We start from the raw sequence: 17,239 nt of genomic DNA on the forward strand, positions 1-17,239 counted from the left end.
GCCTGAAGCGACATAACCCCTTGATTCATCACGTATTGCCAAAAATCGGGGACTGTCCCCGATTTTTTACAACGTTTTTGATCAGCATCTGTCGGCTGCAAAGCTTGAGCAATTTCTGACTGCTTTTTGCGCAGGAACGGCGCTTTCGCGCAATCTTTTGCACCAGAATGACTCTGTCCCTATTTAAAATTTTGCGTAAAAAAGGTGCAATTAATTCGACTCCGACCCTAATTAATTAAGTTGAGTTTTCTGGTGCGATGCACTACTCTCACTTTTCAATTTGCAAAACCGGAGCCATGCGTACCCGCCACGGTAGGTGTTCAGGGCTCTTTGCTTCGGAGAAAGCCATGAACGCGCAAGGTTTGTACGACCCAGCCAACGAACACGACGCCTGCGGTGTCGGCTTCGTAGCCCACATCAAAGGCCAGAAAAGCCATTCCATCATCGAACAGGGTCTGCAGATCCTGAAGAATATCGATCACCGCGGCGCCGTTGGCGCCGACAAGCTGATGGGCGATGGCGCCGGCATCCTGATCCAGGTGCCCGACCAGTTCTACCGCGACGAGATGGGCAAGCAGGGCGTCGAACTGCCGCCGCCGGGCGAATATGGCGTGGGCATGGTCTTCCTGCCGAAGGAAAGCGCCTCGCGCATCGCCTGCGAACAGGAAATCGAGCGCGCCGTGCGCATCGAGGGCCAGGTCGTGCTGGGCTGGCGCAACGTGCCGGTGGACAGCGAAATGCCGATGTCGCCGCTGGTGCGCGCGAAAGAGCCGGTGATCCGCCAGATCTTCATCGGCCGCGGCGCCGACATCATGGTGACCGACGCACTCGAACGCAAGCTCTATGTGATCCGCAAGTCGTCCGGCCACGCGATCCAGGCATTGAAGCTGCAACACGGTAACGAATTCTTCGTGCCGTCGATGTCGGCCCGTACCGTGGTCTACAAGGGCCTGCTGCTGGCCGACCAGGTCGGCGTGTACTACCGCGACCTGCAGGATCCGCGCTGCATCTCCGCGCTGGCCCTGGTGCACCAGCGCTTCTCCACGAACACCTTCCCGGAATGGCCGCTGGCCCACCCGTACCGCCTGATCGCGCACAACGGCGAGATCAACACCGTCAAGGGCAACTTCAACTGGATGCGCGCCCGCGAAGGCGTGATGAAATCGGCCGTGCTGGGCGACGACCTGCAGAAACTGTTCCCGCTGATCTATGAAGGCCAGTCGGACACCGCCTGCTTCGACAACGCGCTGGAACTGCTGCTGATGGCGGGCTACCCGCTGGCCCAGGCGATGATGATGATGATTCCGGAAGCGTGGGAAAACCACACGCTGATGGACGACAACCGCAAGGCGTTCTATGAATACCACGCCGCGATGATGGAGCCGTGGGACGGCCCCGCCGCAATGGCGTTCACCGACGGCCGCTACATCGGCGGCACGCTGGACAGGAATGGATTGCGGCCTGCGCGTTATATCGTGACGGACGACGACCTGGTGGTGATGGCATCGGAATCGGGCGTGCTGCCGATCCCGGAATCGAAGATCATCCAGAAGTGGCGCCTGCAGCCGGGCAAGATGTTCCTGATCGACCTGGAAGCGGGCCGCATCATCGATGACAAGGAACTGAAGGATACGTACGCCAACGCCAAGCCGTACAAGGCATGGATCAACGCTGTCCGGATCAAGCTGAACAGCCTGAAACTGGCTGAAAGCCAGCTGCACCAGAACGTGAATAAATACGGTGCCGCCAAGCCGGGTCAGGCCACGGGCGAGAAATTGCCGGCATCGCTGCTGGACCGCCAGCAGGCGTTCGGCTACACGCAGGAAGACCTGCGCTTCCTGCTCGCGCCGATGGCGCTGGCCGGCGAGGAAGCCACCGGCTCGATGGGCAACGACTCGCCGCTGGCCGTCATGTCCAACAAGCTCAAGCCGCTGTACAACTACTTCAAGCAGCTGTTCGCCCAGGTCACGAACCCGCCGATCGACCCGATCCGCGAAGCGATGGTGATGTCGCTGGTGTCGTTCATCGGTCCGAAGCCGAACCTGCTCGATACCAACAACGTCAACCCGCCGATGCGCCTCGAAGTGTCGCAGCCGGTGCTGTCGTTCGACGACATGACGCGCCTGCGCCACATCAGCGGCCATACCGGCGGCAAGTTCAAGTCGTACGAGCTGTCGATCTGCTACCCGCTGACGTGGGGCAAGGAAGGCGTCGAAGCGTCGCTGGCCTCGCTGTGCGCGGAAGCGGTCGACGCGATCAAGTCCGGCCACAATATCCTCATCGTGTCCGACCGCGCCGTGTGCGCCGACCGCGTGGCGATTCCGGCGCTGCTGGCAACGTCCGCGATCCACCAGCACCTGGTCAGCAAGGGCCTGCGCGCTTCGGCCGGCCTCGTCGTCGAGACCGGTTCGGCGCGTGAAACGCACCACTTCGCGCTGCTGGCGGGCTATGGCGCCGAAGCCGTGCACCCGTACCTGGCGATGGAAACGCTGGCCGAACTGGCCCACGCGATGCCGGGCGACCTGACGCCGGAGCAGGCGCTGTACAACTACACCAAGGCCGTCGGCAAGGGCCTGATGAAGGTGATGTCGAAGATGGGCATCTCCACGTACATGTCGTACTGCGGCGCCCAGATCTTCGAAGCGATCGGCCTGAACAAGGCAGTGGTCAACAAGTACTTCAAGGGCACCGCGTCGAACGTCGAAGGCATCGGCCTGTTCGAGATCGCCGACGAAGCGCTGCGCCTGCACAACCTGGCATTCGGCAACGACCCGGTGCTGGCCGAGTCGCTCGATGCGGGCGGCGAATACGCCTACCGCGTGCGCGGCGAAGACCACCTGTGGACGCCGGACGCGATCGCCAAGCTGCAGCACTCGACCCGTGCGAACAACTTCAACACGTACAAGGAATACGCGCAGATCATCAACGACCAGAGCCGCCGTCACCTGACGCTGCGCGGCCTGTTCGAGTTCAAGATCGATCCGGCCAAGGCGATCCCGCTGGAAGAAGTGGAACCGGCCAAGGAAATCGTCAAGCGTTTCGCCACCGGCGCCATGTCGATGGGTTCGATCTCCACCGAGGCGCACGCCACGCTGGCCATCGCGATGAACCGCATCGGCGGCAAGTCGAACACCGGCGAGGGCGGCGAAGATCCGAACCGCTTCAGCAACGAGCTCAAAGGCATTCCGATCAAGGTCGGCCAGACGATGGCCGACGTGATCGGCAAGGACCAGGTCGTGGTCGACATCCCGCTGCAGGATGGCGATTCGCTGCGCTCGCGCATCAAGCAGGTCGCTTCCGGCCGCTTCGGCGTGACGGCGGAATACCTGAACTCCGCGGACCAGATTCAGATCAAGATGGCGCAGGGCGCCAAGCCGGGCGAAGGCGGCCAGCTGCCGGGCCACAAGGTTTCCGGCTACATCGCCACGCTGCGTTTCGCCGTGCCGGGCGTGGGCCTGATCTCGCCGCCGCCGCACCACGACATCTACTCGATCGAGGATCTGGCACAGCTGATCCACGACCTGAAGAACGTCAACCCGCGCGCTTCGATTTCCGTGAAGCTGGTGTCGGAAGTGGGGATCGGCACCGTGGCGGCCGGCGTCTCGAAAGCCAAGGCGGACCACGTGGTGGTGGCCGGCCATGACGGCGGCACCGGCGCCTCGCCACTGTCGTCGGTGAAGCATGCCGGCACGCCGTGGGAGCTGGGCCTCGCCGAAACGCAACAGACGCTGGTGCTGAACGGCCTGCGCAACCGGATCCGCGTGCAGGCCGACGGCCAGATGCGTACCGGCCGCGACGTGGTCATCGCCGCGATGCTGGGCGCCGACGAAATCGGCTTTGCCACGGCACCGCTGGTGGTCGAGGGCTGCATCATGATGCGCAAATGCCACCTGAACACCTGCCCGGTGGGCGTGGCCACGCAGGATCCCGTGCTGCGCGCCAAGTTCCAGGGCAAGCCGGAACACGTGGTGAACTACTTCTTCTTCGTGGCCGAGGAAGCGCGTCAACTGATGGCGCAGCTGGGCATCCGCACGTACGACGAACTGATCGGCCGTGCCGACCTGCTCGACAAGTCGAAGGCGATCACGCACTGGAAGGCGCAGGGCCTGGACTTCTCGGCGATCTTCTACCAGCCGAAGGTCGATGTCGGCCTGTGCATGTACCACAACGAGGAGCAGGAACACGGCCTGGAGAAGGCGCTCGATCACAAGCTGATCGCGCAGGCCAAGGCCGCACTGGAGAAGGGCGAACGCGTGTCGTTCATCTCGCCGGTGAAGAACCTGAACCGCACCGTGGGCGCGATGCTGTCCGGCGAAGTGGCGGCGCGCTACGGCCATGCCGGCCTGCCGGACGACACGATCCACATCCAGCTGCAGGGCACCGCCGGCCAGTCCGCCTGCGCGTTCCTGGCGCACGGCATCACGATCGACCTGGTGGGCGAGGGTAACGACTACGTGGGCAAGGGTCTGTCGGGCGGCCGTATCATCGTGCGTCCGAACACCGAATTCCGCGGCTGGGCCGTGAACAACATCATCATCGGCAACACCGTGCTGTATGGCGCGATCGCCGGCGAAGCGTTCTTCAACGGCGTGGCCGGCGAGCGTTTCGCGGTGCGTAACTCGGGTGCCACGGCGGTGGTCGAAGGCACCGGGGATCACGGCTGCGAATACATGACCGGCGGCACGGTTGTCGTGCTGGGCGGCACCGGCCGCAACTTCGCGGCGGGCATGTCGGGCGGCATCGCCTACGTGTACGACCCGGACGGCGATTTCGAGAAACGCTGCAACCTGTCGATGGTCAGCCTGGAAGAAGTGTTGCCGGCCTCCGAGCACGACGACAAGTCGACCTGGCACGCGCAACACCGCAACGGCACGCCGGAGTCGGACGAAACGATCCTGAAGCGCCTGATCGAGCGTCACTTCAAGCACACGGGCAGCACCCGTGCCCGCATGTTGCTGGACAACTGGGCGGAGAGCCGCGGCAAGTTCGTGAAAGTGTTCCCGAACGAATACAAGCGCGCTCTGATCGAGCTGTCCGACAATGCCGCGATCGAAGCGGAAACCCAGGCGATCGCCGCTTAAGGAAAGATAGAGAAAATGGGAAAAATCACCGGTTTCATGGAATTCCAGCGCCAGGACGAAAGCTACCTGGCCCCGGAATCGCGCCTGAAGAACTACAAAGAGTTCGTGCTCAAGCTCACGGACGACCAGGCCAAGGTGCAGGGCGCACGCTGCATGGATTGCGGCATCCCGTTCTGCAATACGGGCTGCCCGGTCAACAACATCATCCCGGACTGGAACGACCTGGTGTACCGCCACCACTACCGCCAGGCGCTGGATGTGCTGCACTCGACCAACAACTTCCCGGAATTCACTGGCCGCATCTGCCCGGCGCCGTGCGAAAGCGCCTGCACGCTGGGCATCAACGACGATCCGGTGGGCATCAAGTCGATCGAGCACAAGATCATCGACGAAGGCTGGGAACACGGCTGGGTCAAGCCGCAGCCGGCCGATCACAAGACGGGCAAGAAAGTGGCGATCATCGGTTCCGGCCCCGCCGGCCTGGCGGCCGCCCAGCAGCTGGCGCGCGCCGGCCATGACGTGACCGTGTTCGAGAAATCGGACCGTGCCGGCGGCCTGCTGCGCTACGGCATTCCCGACTTCAAGCTGGAAAAGTTCCACATCGACCGCCGCGTCGAGCAGATGGAAGCGGAAGGCGTGAAGTTCCGCATGTCGACGCTGGTGGGCAAGGACTTCCCGGCCAACGTCAACAACTGGGCCAAGGAAACCATCTTCCCGGAAGACCTGGAGAAGGAATTCGACGCCGTCGTCATCGCTGGCGGCGCGGAACAGCCGCGCGACCTGCCGGTGCCGGGCCGCGAGCTCAAGGGCGTGCATTTCGCGATGGACTTCCTGCCGCAGCAGAACAAGATCAACGCCGGCGACAAGGTCAAGGACCAGATCAAGGCCACCGGCAAGCACGTGGTGGTGATCGGCGGCGGCGATACGGGCTCCGACTGCGTGGGCACGTCGAACCGCCACGGGGCCGCGGCCATCACGCAGTTCGAACTGATGCCGATGCCGCCGGAGCAGGAAAACAAGCCGATGGTGTGGCCGTACTGGCCGACCAAGCTGCGCACCTCGTCGTCGCACGAAGAGGGCTGCGAGCGTGACTGGGCGGTTGCCACCAAGCGCCTGGAAGGCAAGAACGGCAAGGTCGAGAAGCTGATCGCCTGCCGCGTGGAGTGGAAAGACGGCAAGATGGCCGAAGTGCCGAACTCGGAATTCGAAATGAAGGCCGACCTGGTGCTGCTGGCGATGGGCTTTGTGTCGCCGGTACAACAGGTGCTGGAAGCTTTTGGCGTGGAAAAAGACGGCCGGGGCAATGCCCGTGCCGCCACCGAAGGCAGCAATGCCTACGTCACCAGCAAGCCCGGCGTCTTCGCCGCGGGCGACATCCGCCGCGGCCAGTCGCTGGTCGTGTGGGCCATCCGCGAAGGCCGCCAGTGCGCCCGCGCGGTCGACGAGTACCTGATGGGCCACTCCGTCCTGCCACGCTGATTCCCTGGCGCACCCTTAAAGCCCGCCCGGCCCGCCGCGGCGGGCTTTTTGTTGCCAAGTTGAACAAGATTTCCTGAAACCGGGGTCAGACCCCAAATTTAGGCAATATTTCTCGCCAGCCCCGGTTTTTTGGCGATGTTTTTGTTGCGCAAGTGAGAAATATTTCTTGGAACTGGGGTCTGACCCCGGTTTTTGGCGATGTTGCCTTGCACAAAATTAACACAGTTTGCCAAATGTAAATTACTGACTCGGCGGTTATTAGTGTTGTATTATTCACTACTTAACCTGAGCCATATAAGCCTCTCCAGAGTGGCTGCCAGCAGAGTATGGGATTTCTGCATTACAATATGGCATTAAAAAATAAAGACTCTCTGCCGTGGCAAACCTCGTAGAAATCCGTGACTTGCACTTCTCGTATGGGAAGCGCCCCATCCTGGCAGGGCTGAACATGGACTTTCCAAAGGGGAAAGTCATTGCGGTCATGGGCGGTTCGGGCAGCGGCAAGACGACGGTATTGCGCCTGATCGGCGGACAGATCCGCCCCAGCAAGGGCCAGGTCAGCGTCGACGGCCAGGTCGTGCACAAGCTGAAGACCAACGATCTGTACTTGTTGCGCCGCAAAATGGGCATGCTGTTCCAGCATGGCGCACTGTTCACCGACCTCACCGTGTTCGAGAACGTGGCGTTTCCCCTGCGCGAGCATACCGACCTGCCGGAAGAACTGATCCGCGACCTCGTGCTGATGAAGCTGAACGCGGTCGGCCTGCGCAATGCGGCGCCGCTGAAGCCGGGCGAGATTTCCGGCGGCATGGCGCGCCGGGTGGCGCTGGCGCGCAGCATCGCCCTCGACCCGCAACTGATCATGTACGACGAGCCGTTCGCCGGCCTCGACCCGATTTCGATGGGCGTCACCGCGAACCTGGTCCGCAACCTGAACGATGCGCTGGGTTCCACCAGCATCCTGGTGTCCCACGACGTCAAGGAGTCGTTCACGATCGCGGATTACGTGTATTTCCTGTCGCAGGGCAAGATCGTTGCCCACGGCACCCCGGCTGAAATGATGGTATCGACCGATCCTTACGTAAAACAATTCGTGCACGCCGAGGCGGACGGCCCGGTGCCGTTCCACTACCCCGGCAAATCGCTCGCCGACGACCTGGGCCTGGGAGCGCGGAAATGATCGGCCGCCGCGTTCTTGCCGGCGTCGGCAACACCGTACGGGACTATGTGGAAAGCGTCGGCTACGCCACCCGCACCTTCTTCACGATGATCGGCCTGTCGCCGGGCATGATGCGCCGTCCGCGCCTCGTCATCGAGCAGCTGCACTTCATCGGCAATTATTCGCTGCTGATCATCACGCTGTCCGGCCTGTTCGTCGGCATGGTGCTGGGCCTGCAGGGCTATTACACGCTGAGCAAATATGGTGCTTCCGAGTCGCTCGGCCTGCTGGTGGCGCTGGGCCTGACGCGCGAACTGGGCCCCGTCATTACCGGCCTGCTGTTCGCCGGCCGCGCCGGCACGTCGTTGACCGCCGAGATCGGCCTGATGAAGGCGGGCGAGCAACTGTCGGCGATGGAAATGATGGCCGTGAACCCGATCCAGCGCGTGCTGGCGCCGCGGTTCTGGGCCGGCGTGATCGCCGTGCCGCTGCTGGCGTCGATCTTTTCCGCGGTCGGCATCTTCGGCGGCTACCTGGTCGGTGTCGGCCTGATCGGCGTCGATGCCGGCGCGTTCTGGTCGCAGATGCAGTCCGGCGTGGACCTCTGGAAGGATGTGTTCAACGGCTTCGTCAAGAGCGTCGTGTTCGGCATAGCGATCACGTTCATCTCCCTGTACCAGGGCTACGAAACGCGGCCCACGCCGGAAGACGTGGCCGGCGCCACGACCCGCACGGTGGTCGTGTCGTCGCTGATGATCTGGTGGCTCGATTTCATGCTGACCGCCCTGATGTTCAGTAAATAATTCCTTGCGGGAACGCTTCGGCGTGCTTATAGAAAAACAGATAGGATAAGTAAAAATGCAACGCAAATCTCTGGATGTGTGGGTCGGCCTGTTCGTCGTGTTCGGCGTCGCGGCGCTGATGTTCCTGGCTTTGAAGGCCGGCAACAGCGGCACGTTCTCGCTCGCGAAGACGTACGAAATCACCGCCAAGTTCGACAATATCGGCAGCCTGCGGCCGCAGGCAGCCGTGAAGGCGTCGGGCGTGGTGGTGGGGCGCGTGGCGCGCATCGCGTTCGACGACAAGTCGTACAAGGCGGCCGTGACGCTGGAGATGGATGCGACGTACAAGTTTCCTAAAGACAGCTCGGCCAAGATCCTGACCGCCGGATTGCTGGGCGAGCAGTATGTGGGTATCGAAGCCGGTGGCGACGAGAACAACCTGGCGCAAGGCGACAAGATCGCCCGTACGCAATCCGCCGCGGTGCTGGAAGACCTGATCAATCAATTTATCTACAGCAAGGCTGCTGAAGGAAAGGACTCCAACTGATGCGCCGTTCTACCACCCCTGTTCTGCTGGCAATCGCTGCCGCAGCCACCCTGTCGGGCTGCGCCGTCGGTCCCGACAAGCGCGATCCGATGGAAAACTGGAACCGCGCCGTCTTCAATTTCAACGACAAGGTCGATACCTACGCGCTGAAACCCGTGGCGACCGGCTACAAGAATGTCACGCCGTCGTTCGTGCAGACGGGCGTCAACAATTTCTTCGGCAACCTGCAGGATCTCTGGACCGGCGGTAACAACCTGCTGCAAGGCAAAGGCGGCGATGGCGTGTCCGACCTGGGCCGCTTTGCGCTGAACTCCACCTTCGGCGTGCTGGGCCTGTTCGATATCGCTTCGGAAGCCGGCCTGCGCAAGCACAAGGAAGACTTCGGCCAGACGCTGGGCCGCTGGGGTGTGCAGTCGGGCCCGTACGTGATGCTGCCGCTGCTGGGCCCGTCCACGTTGCGCGACACCGTCGGCCTGCCGCTCGACATGGTGGCCGATCCATGGAGCTACAAGGATCCGATCAACGTGCGCAACATCGGTGCCGGCGTGCGCGTGATCGACCAGCGCGCCGCCCTGCTCGATGCGTCGTCGCTGCTGGAAGATGCCGCGCTGGACCGCTACGAATTCGTGCGCGACGGTTTCCTGCAGCGCCGCCAGAGCCAGGTCTATGACGGCGACGTGCCGCAAACGAAGGAAGAGGAAAACGTGCCGGAACAGCCGGCCGTGAAACCGACCGGCGATGGCGCCTTGCCGCCAGCCACCGCGCCGGCCACCTGAGTTACATCTCGGCACACAGTGGCCGGATTGGCGCTGCCGGTGACCGCTATAATGGGTTCACCGGCTGTGCATGCCGCCAGCCAGTGCCCGCAACGAATTCCGGTACAACCACACAGGGTAAAACCACATGAAACTGATTAAACAACTGATCGCCGTCGCCGCCATCGCGTTCGCCACCACCGGCTTCGCAGCGGCCCAGGGCACGAACGAAGCGCCGGACCAGCTGGTCAAGCGCATCAGCTCCGACGTGCTCAACGTCGCCAAGACCGACAAGGATATCCAGGCCGGCAATACCCGCAAGGTGATGGACCTGGTGGAAACCAAGATCCTGCCGTACGTGGACTTCGAGCGCATGACCGCGCTGGCCGCCGGCCGCTACTGGCGCGAAGCCACGCCGGAACAGAAGCGCGCGCTGTCGACCGAATTCCGCACGCTGCTGATCTACACGTATTCCGGCGCGCTGTCCCAGGTGCGCAACGAGACGATCGAATTCAAGCCGCTGCGCGCCGATGCCACCGACACCGAAGTGGAAGTGCGTTCCCAGGTCAACATGACCCGCGGCGAACCGGTGCTGCTGAACTATCGCGTCGCCAAGGGCGCCGATGGCTGGAAGATCTATGACATCAACGTGCTGGGCGCCTGGCTGGTGGAAACCTACAAGGGCACCTTCAACACCGAGATCAGCAAGGGCGGCATCGACGGCCTGATCAAGACGCTGGCGGCGAAGAACAAGCAGCTGGCAAGCAAGCCGCTGGCAACCGCCAAGAAGTAATCATCCCTGGGGCCGGGAGCACGCTTCCGGCCCATTGCACGCCTTCATCCTGCGAAAACATGTCCGATTCCCCGAACAACATGCTGTCCCTTACCGCGCTGACCGTCGATAACGCCACGGCGGCGCTGGAGCACGGCCTGGCCGCGCTGCGCGCGGGGCAGACGGAATTCGACATGCGCAATGTGGTGGCAGTCGATTCGGCCGCCGTGTCGGTGATGCTGGCGTGGCAGCGCGCCGCGCATGCGGAAGGCGTCAAGCTGCGCCTCGTGAACCTGCCGCCGATGCTGTTAAGCCTGACCAAGCTGTATGGTGTCTGTTCGCTCGTGTCGCCGGAAGTGGCCGATACCGAACTGCACCACCATTGACCCCCGCCTCGCCCCCTCGCACGCAGTAAATCCGCCGATCCGCCGCCCCCCGCGGCATGGCTGGACCGAAATTCCCCTATAATTGACCGTTGCTCCAGCCGGAATGGCGCGAGCGCCCGCAATAACAGGCCCGGTGCGGGTCCAGTGCGCCGGTCCGGCGCCAGTGCGGACCCCCGGCGCAACGGCCGGCGTTGCAAAGAACACATACAAGCCAAGCATGACAGCAATCCAAATCAGCAATGTCGAAAAGCGCTACCAATCGCTGCAGGCGCTGGGCGGCGTGTCGCTCTCGATCGAGGAAGGCGAGTTTTTCGGGCTGCTCGGGCCGAACGGCGCAGGCAAGACCACGCTCATTTCCATTATCGCGGGCCTGATCCGGCCGGATTCGGGCACCGTCTCCATCCATGGCCACGACGTGGTCTCCGATTTCCGCGCCGCCCGCAAGAAGCTCGGCGTGGTGCCGCAGGAACTGGTGTTCGACCCGTTCTTCACGGTGCGCGAGACGCTGCGCCTGCAGTCCGGCTACTTCGGCCTGCCGAACAACGACAAGTGGATCGACGAGGTGATGGACAACCTCGACCTGACGAACAAGGCCGATACCAACATGCGCGCGCTGTCCGGCGGCATGAAGCGCCGCGTGCTGGTGGCGCAGGCGCTGGTGCACAAGCCGCCCGTCATCGTGCTCGACGAACCCACCGCCGGCGTGGACGTCGAACTGCGCCAGACGCTGTGGAAGTTCATCTCGCGCCTGAACCGCGAAGGCCATACCATCGTGCTGACCACGCACTACCTCGAAGAGGCGCAGGCGATGTGCAAGCGCGTGGCCATGCTCAAGCTGGGCAAGGTGGTGGCGCTGGACACGATGTCGTCGCTGATCCGCCGCATTTCCGGCTCGCAGCTGATCGTGCACCTGAAAGCCGGCGAGCTGCCGCAGTCGCTGCGCCACCTGGTGCTGCACGACGAGCCGGTTGCGCAGTTGCCCAACGCCGGCCGCAAATACAGCCTGAAGGTCAACGAATACATGGAAGTGGAAACCATCCTGGCGCGGCTGCGCGAAAGCGGCGCCGTCATCGACGAGATGCAGCTGCAGCAGGCCGACCTGGAAGACATCTTCCTGGAGATCACGGGCAACGGAGGCCCGCAATGATGTCGATGGGCTTCCGCACGCTGGTCTACAAGGAAACGCTGCGCTTCTACAAGGTGGCCACGCAGACGGTCGCCGCGCCGATCCTGACCGCCATGCTGTACCTGCTGATCTTCGGCCATGTGCTCGAAGGCCGCGTGCAGGTCTACCCGGGCGTATCGTACACGGCGTTCCTGATTCCCGGCCTGGTGATGATGAGCGTGCTGCAGAATTCGTTCGCGAACTCGTCGTCGTCGCTGATCCAGTCGAAGATCGCCGGCAACCTGGTGTTCGTGCTGCTCACGCCCCTGTCGCACTGGGAAATCTTCTCGGCCTACACGATCGCCGCGATGGTACGCGGCCTCACGGTAGGGCTGGGCGTGTTCGTCGTCACCGCCTGGTTCGCGCACATGACGTTCGCGTGGCCGCTGTGGATCGCCGTGTTCGCGCTGCTGGGCGCCGCTATCCTCGGCACGATGGGCCTCATCGCCGGTATCTGGGCCGAGAAATTCGACCAGCTGGCCGCGTTCCAGAATTTCCTGATCATGCCGCTCACGTTCCTGTCCGGCGTGTTCTATTCGATCCACTCGCTGCCGCCGTTCTGGCTGACCGTCTCGCACCTGAACCCGTTCTTCTACATGATCGACGGCTTCCGCTACGGGTTCTTCGGCCAGTCCGACATCAATCCCTGGACCAGCCTGGCGATTGTCTCCGCCTTCCTGGTGGTGCTCGCATTGCTGGCCATCCGGCTGCTCAAGAGCGGCTACAGACTCAGACACTAAGAGGTACCCAACATGACCACGACTCCCGAAGCAATCCACGGCTACATCGCCGCCGGCCTCGAATGCACCCACCTCGAAGTGGAGGGCGACGGCCAGCACTTCACCGCCGTCATCGTCTCGCATGCGTTCGCGGGCAAGCGTCCGATCCAGCGCCACCAGATCGTGTACGCGGCACTGGGCGACCGCATGCGCGAGGAAATCCACGCGCTGTCGATGAAAACGCTGACTCCCGAAGAATTCGGCGCCAAGGCATAAGGAATAATCGCATGGACAAACTGCTCATCACCGGCGGCAAGCGCCTGGTCGGCGACATCCAGATCTCCGGCGCGAAGAACGCGGCACTGCCGATCCTGTGCGCCGGCCTGCTGACGGCGGGCGACCTGCAGCTGTCGAACGTGCCGAACCTGCACGATGTGTCGACGATGCTGAAACTGTTGCGCCAGACCGGCCTGTCGGTCGAGCAGAACGGCGACCAGGTCACGCTGAACGGCGCGAAGATCGACAAGCTCGAAGCGCCGTATGAAATGGTGAAGACGATGCGCGCGTCGATCCTCGTGCTCGGCCCGCTGCTGGCCCGCTTCGGCGAAGCCAAGGTGTCGCTGCCGGGCGGCTGCGCGATCGGTTCGCGCCCCGTCGACCAGCACATCAAGGGCTTGCGCGCACTGGGCGCCGAGATCTCGATCGATGCCGGCTACATCTACGCCAAGGCGAAAAAACTGCAAGGCACCCGCATCGTTACCGACATGATCACGGTGACCGGCACGGAAAACCTGCTGATGGCGGCCACGCTGGCCGAAGGCGAAACGGTGCTGGAAAACGCCGCGAGCGAGCCGGAAGTGACCGACCTGGCCAACCTCCTGGTGGCGATGGGCGCGAAGATCGACGGCATCGGCACCAGCCGCCTGGTGATCCAGGGCGTGCCGGCGCTGAACGGCGCCGCCCATGCCGTGATCTCGGACCGCATCGAAGCGGCCACGTTCCTGTGCGCCGTCGCGGCCGCCGGTGGCGACATCACGATCCGCAACACCCGTACCGACATCCTCGACGTGGCGCTGGACAAGCTGCGCGAGATGGGCGTGCGGCTGACCGTGGGCGATACGTGGATTCGCGCGCAGATGGATGCGCGGCCGGCGCCGGTGTCGTTCCGCACCACCGAATATCCCGGCTTCCCGACCGACATGCAGGCGCAGTTCATGGCCGTCAACACGGTTGCCAGCGGCCACAGCAGCGTGACGGAGACGATCTTCGAGAACCGCTTCATGCACGTGCAGGAAATGAACCGGCTGGGCGCGCAGATCCGCATCGATGGCAACACCGCGTGGATCGACGGCGTGCCCCAGCTGATCGGCGCGCCGGTGATGGCCACCGACCTGCGCGCCTCGGCATCGCTGGTCATCGCCGGCCTCGCCGCCAAGGGCGAAACGCTGGTCGACCGCATCTATCACCTGGACCGCGGCTACGACCGCATGGAAGTGAAGCTCTCCGCCGTCGGCGCCAACATCACCCGTATCAAGTAATCATGTCGACATTACCAAGCCAGGCCACCGACCGCTCGCAGCTGATCCTCGCCCTGTCGAAGGGCCGGATCTTCGAGGACACCTTGCCGCTGCTGGCCGCCGCCGGCATCACCGTCACGGAAAATCCGGAAACCTCGCGCAAGCTGATCCTGCCGACCAACGACCCGAACGTGCGCGTGCTGATCGTGCGCGCCACCGACGTGCCCACGTACGTGCAGCATGGCGCCGCCGACTTCGGCGTGGCCGGCAAGGACGTGCTGTTCGAGCACGGCGGCGAAGGCCTGTACCAGCCGATCGACCTGAACATCGCGCGCTGCCGCATGTCCGTCGCCGTCAAGGCCGGCTTCGATTACGAGACCGCGGTGCGCCAGGGCGCGCGCCTGCGCGTGGCCACCAAGTTCACCGAGATGGCGCGCCAGCACTTCGCCAAGAAGGGCGTGCACGTGGACCTGATCAAGCTGTACGGCTCGATGGAACTGGCGCCGCTGGTCGGCCTGTCCGATGCGATCGTCGACCTGGTCAGCACCGGCAGCACGCTGCGCGCCAACAACCTGGTGGAAGTGGAAGAGATCTGCGATATCTCGTCCCGCCTGGTCGTCAACCAGGCCGCGTTGAAGCTCAAGCGCGCCCGCCTGCAACCGATCCTCGAGGCGTTCGAACGCGCCTCCCAGTCAGCCTAGTCGGCAACAATCCCGCACAATCAGCATAGCAAGCCAGCCACCATGATCCAGATCCGCAAGCTCGACTCCACCGCCATCGACTTCCAGGAAACCCTCGACGCGCTGCTCGCGTTCGAAGCGGAAACCGATTTCGCCATCGAACAGGCCGTTACCGGGATCATCGCGCAGGTGCGCGCGCGCGGCGACGAAGCGGTGGTCGAGTACACCAACAAGTTCGACCGCATTCCCGATGGCGGCGCCGCCGATCTGGGGGCCTTCGAGATCGGCCAGGCCGAACTCGATGCCGCGCTGACGGCACTGCCGGACGCGCAGCGCGCCGCGTTGCAGACCGCGGCGGAGCGCATCCGCGTATTCCACGAGCGCCAGAAGCAGGAACTGCAAGGTTTTACCTACACGGAGGCGGATGGCACGGTCCTCGGCCAGCGCATCACGCCGCTGGACCGCGTGGGCATCTACGTGCCGGGCGGTAAAGCCGCGTATCCGTCGTCCGTGCTGATGAATGCGATCCCGGCGAAGGTGGCCGGCGTCGGCGAAATCGTGATGGTGGTGCCGACACCGGACGGTATCAAGAACCGGATGGTGCTGGCCGCCGCCGCGATCGCCGGCGTCGACCGCGTGATCGGCATCGGCGGCGCGCAGGCCGTGGCCGCGCTGGCCTACGGCACCGAGTCGATCCAGCCGGTCGACAAGATCGTCGGCCCCGGCAATGCCTACGTGGCGGCCGCCAAGCGCCGCGTGTTCGGCACGGTGGGCATCGACATGATCGCCGGCCCTTCCGAGATCCTCGTCGTATGCGACGGCACCACCGACCCGGACTGGGTGGCGATGGACCTGTTCTCGCAGGCCGAGCACGACGAGCTGGCGCAGGCCATCCTGCTGTGCCCGGACGCGGACTACATCGCCCGGGTGGAAGCATCCATTCAAAGACTGCTGCCGACGATGCCGCGGCAGGAAACGATCCGCACGTCGCTGACCCACCGCGGCGCGCTGATCAAGGTGCGCAGCATGGAAGAGGCCTGCGAGATCGCCAACGGCATCGCCGCCGAGCACCTGGAAATTTCCGCCGAGGAACCGCAGCAGTGGGCCGACAGGATCCGCCACGCCGGCGCGATGTTCCTGGGGCGCTTCTCGTCCGAATCGCTGGGCGACTATTGCTGCGGCCCGAACCACGTGCTGCCCACGTCGCGCACGGCGCGTTTTTCGTCGCCGCTGGGCGTGTACGATTTCCAGAAACGCTCGTCGGTGATCCAGGTCAGCGAAGCCGGTGCCCAGACGCTTGGTAAAATCGCGGCCGAGCTGGCGTATGGCGAAGGCTTGCAGGCGCACGCGCGCAGCGCGGAGCTGCGGCTGAAATCATGAGCGCCTGGCTCGATCAGGTGTTCTGCGAAGATGCGCTGGAAGGCTTGCGGCGCATCCCGGATGGCTCGATCGACCTGATCCTGACGGACCCGCCGTACAACCTGGGCAAGGATTACGGCAACGCCTCCGACCAGCAGCCGGCGGACGATTTCCTGGCGTGGACCGAACGATGGGTCGACGCGGCGCTGCCGAAGCTGAAGGAAAACGGCAGCCTGTATGTGTTCACGACGTGGCGCTCGGCGCCCGAGATCTTCGTGATGCTGAAACGGCGGATGACGATGATGAACGAGATCATCTGGGACCGCCGGGTGCCGTCGATGGGCGGCACCGTGCGCAGCTTTACGTCGGTGCACGACACCATCGGCTTTTTCGTGCGCCGCAAGGATTATTATTTCGACCTCGACGCCGTACGCATCCCGTACGACGCCGAAACCAAGAAGGCCCGCTCGCGCTCCATCTTCATCGGCGCGAAATGGCTGGAACAGGGCTACAACCCGAAGGACCTGTGGAGCGTATCGCGCCTGCACAGGCAGCATGCGGAGCGGGTCGATCACCCCACGCAAAAGCCGCTCGAGATCATCGAACGGATGGTGAAGGCATCGTGTCCGCCCGGCGGCGTGGTGCTCGACCTGTTCATGGGCAGCGGCACCACGGCCGTCGCGGCGCGCAACACGGGCCGCCACTTCACCGGCTTCGAACTCAATCCCGACTATTGCAGGCTCCTGGCGGAGCGCCTGGCACTGCCGTTGGCTCCCGGGCCAGAGGCCGATGCGTTGCAAGTGCCCGCAGCCAGGGCCCGTGCGAAGCGTCCGGCACC

Annotated in this window: 14 protein-coding genes and 1 pseudogene; all 15 read left to right on the top strand. The window is 63.7% G+C overall.

Going from position 1 to position 17,239, the window contains the following annotated elements:
- The first annotated feature begins 347 nt into the window (after nt 1-347).
- Nucleotides 348-5,081 (top strand): glutamate synthase-related protein, encoded by a 4,734-nt coding sequence (locus GJV26_RS14410; RefSeq protein WP_155709413.1) that lies wholly within the window; start codon nt 348-350, stop codon nt 5,079-5,081.
- 15 nt (nt 5,082-5,096) lie between these two features.
- Complete coding sequence (locus GJV26_RS14415) at nt 5,097-6,560, top strand: glutamate synthase subunit beta (RefSeq protein ID WP_155709414.1); 1,464 nt, start codon at nt 5,097-5,099, stop codon at nt 6,558-6,560.
- 376 nt (nt 6,561-6,936) lie between these two features.
- A complete protein-coding gene (locus GJV26_RS14420; protein WP_189441607.1) occupies nt 6,937-7,740 on the top strand; it encodes an ABC transporter ATP-binding protein in 804 nt (267 codons plus the stop codon).
- A complete protein-coding gene (mlaE, locus tag GJV26_RS14425) occupies nt 7,737-8,522 on the top strand; it encodes a lipid asymmetry maintenance ABC transporter permease subunit MlaE (RefSeq protein WP_155709415.1) in 786 nt (261 codons plus the stop codon). Before GJV26_RS14420 ends, mlaE begins: the two co-directional genes overlap by 4 nt.
- 55 nt (nt 8,523-8,577) lie before the next feature.
- The gene (gene mlaD / locus GJV26_RS14430) at nt 8,578-9,048 is read left to right on the top strand and encodes an outer membrane lipid asymmetry maintenance protein MlaD (protein WP_155709416.1); all 471 of its coding nucleotides are present in this window, start codon (nt 8,578-8,580) and stop codon (nt 9,046-9,048) included.
- Entirely contained in the window at nt 9,048-9,824 is a 777-nt protein-coding gene (locus tag GJV26_RS14435) for an MlaA family lipoprotein (protein WP_155709417.1), read from the top strand. The genes mlaD and GJV26_RS14435 overlap by 1 nt, the downstream gene beginning before the upstream one ends.
- Nucleotides 9,825-9,951: 127 nt before the next feature.
- Entirely contained in the window at nt 9,952-10,596 is a 645-nt protein-coding gene (locus GJV26_RS14440) for an MlaC/ttg2D family ABC transporter substrate-binding protein (RefSeq protein ID WP_155709418.1), read from the top strand.
- A 59-nt stretch (nt 10,597-10,655) separates the two neighbouring features.
- A complete protein-coding gene (locus tag GJV26_RS14445) occupies nt 10,656-10,961 on the top strand; it encodes an STAS domain-containing protein (RefSeq protein ID WP_155709419.1) in 306 nt (101 codons plus the stop codon).
- Between the two features lie 217 nt (nt 10,962-11,178).
- Nucleotides 11,179-12,108 carry an ABC transporter ATP-binding protein gene (locus GJV26_RS14450; protein WP_155709420.1) on the top strand — a complete coding sequence of 310 codons (930 nt, stop codon included), beginning with the start codon at nt 11,179-11,181 and terminating at the stop codon, nt 12,106-12,108.
- Nucleotides 12,105-12,866: an ABC transporter permease gene (locus tag GJV26_RS14455; protein WP_155709421.1), complete on the top strand. Its 762-nt coding sequence runs from the start codon at nt 12,105-12,107 to the stop codon at nt 12,864-12,866. The genes GJV26_RS14450 and GJV26_RS14455 overlap by 4 nt, the downstream gene beginning before the upstream one ends.
- Before the next feature lie 12 nt (nt 12,867-12,878).
- The gene (locus tag GJV26_RS14460) at nt 12,879-13,121 is read left to right on the top strand and encodes a BolA family protein (RefSeq protein ID WP_155709422.1); all 243 of its coding nucleotides are present in this window, start codon (nt 12,879-12,881) and stop codon (nt 13,119-13,121) included.
- A gap of 11 nt (nt 13,122-13,132) precedes the next feature.
- Entirely contained in the window at nt 13,133-14,383 is a 1,251-nt protein-coding gene (murA, locus tag GJV26_RS14465) for a UDP-N-acetylglucosamine 1-carboxyvinyltransferase (protein WP_155709423.1), read from the top strand.
- Between the two features lie 2 nt (nt 14,384-14,385).
- Nucleotides 14,386-15,063: an ATP phosphoribosyltransferase gene (hisG, locus tag GJV26_RS14470; protein ID WP_155709424.1), complete on the top strand. Its 678-nt coding sequence runs from the start codon at nt 14,386-14,388 to the stop codon at nt 15,061-15,063.
- Nucleotides 15,064-15,105: 42 nt separating this feature from the next.
- A complete protein-coding gene (gene hisD / locus GJV26_RS14475) occupies nt 15,106-16,422 on the top strand; it encodes a histidinol dehydrogenase (protein WP_155709425.1) in 1,317 nt (438 codons plus the stop codon).
- Nucleotides 16,419-17,183, top strand: a pseudogene (locus GJV26_RS14480) (DNA-methyltransferase); the annotation flags it as partial. The gene hisD and the pseudogene GJV26_RS14480, both read left to right, overlap by 4 nt.
- Between the last annotated feature and the right edge of the window lie 56 nt (nt 17,184-17,239).

The organism is Pseudoduganella dura, assembly GCF_009727155.1.
Taxonomy (GTDB): Bacteria; Pseudomonadota; Gammaproteobacteria; order Burkholderiales; family Burkholderiaceae_D; genus Rugamonas; species Rugamonas dura.

Excerpts from the sequence above, each read along its gene's own strand:
- GJV26_RS14445 (WP_155709419.1), top strand. The coding sequence starts at position 10,656 with ATGTCCGATTCCCCGAACAACATGCTGTCCCTTACCGCGCTGACCGTC.
- mlaD (WP_155709416.1), top strand. The coding sequence starts at position 8,578 with ATGCAACGCAAATCTCTGGATGTGTGGGTCGGCCTGTTCGTCGTGTTC.
- mlaE (WP_155709415.1), top strand. The coding sequence starts at position 7,737 with ATGATCGGCCGCCGCGTTCTTGCCGGCGTCGGCAACACCGTACGGGAC.
- murA (WP_155709423.1), top strand. The coding sequence starts at position 13,133 with ATGGACAAACTGCTCATCACCGGCGGCAAGCGCCTGGTCGGCGACATC.
- GJV26_RS14440 (WP_155709418.1), top strand. The coding sequence starts at position 9,952 with ATGAAACTGATTAAACAACTGATCGCCGTCGCCGCCATCGCGTTCGCC.
- GJV26_RS14455 (WP_155709421.1), top strand. The coding sequence starts at position 12,105 with ATGATGTCGATGGGCTTCCGCACGCTGGTCTACAAGGAAACGCTGCGC.
- GJV26_RS14415 (WP_155709414.1), top strand. The coding sequence starts at position 5,097 with ATGGGAAAAATCACCGGTTTCATGGAATTCCAGCGCCAGGACGAAAGC.
- GJV26_RS14410 (WP_155709413.1), top strand. The coding sequence starts at position 348 with ATGAACGCGCAAGGTTTGTACGACCCAGCCAACGAACACGACGCCTGC.
- hisD (WP_155709425.1), top strand. The coding sequence starts at position 15,106 with ATGATCCAGATCCGCAAGCTCGACTCCACCGCCATCGACTTCCAGGAA.
- GJV26_RS14460 (WP_155709422.1), top strand. The coding sequence starts at position 12,879 with ATGACCACGACTCCCGAAGCAATCCACGGCTACATCGCCGCCGGCCTC.
- GJV26_RS14450 (WP_155709420.1), top strand. The coding sequence starts at position 11,179 with ATGACAGCAATCCAAATCAGCAATGTCGAAAAGCGCTACCAATCGCTG.
- hisG (WP_155709424.1), top strand. The coding sequence starts at position 14,386 with ATGTCGACATTACCAAGCCAGGCCACCGACCGCTCGCAGCTGATCCTC.
- GJV26_RS14435 (WP_155709417.1), top strand. The coding sequence starts at position 9,048 with ATGCGCCGTTCTACCACCCCTGTTCTGCTGGCAATCGCTGCCGCAGCC.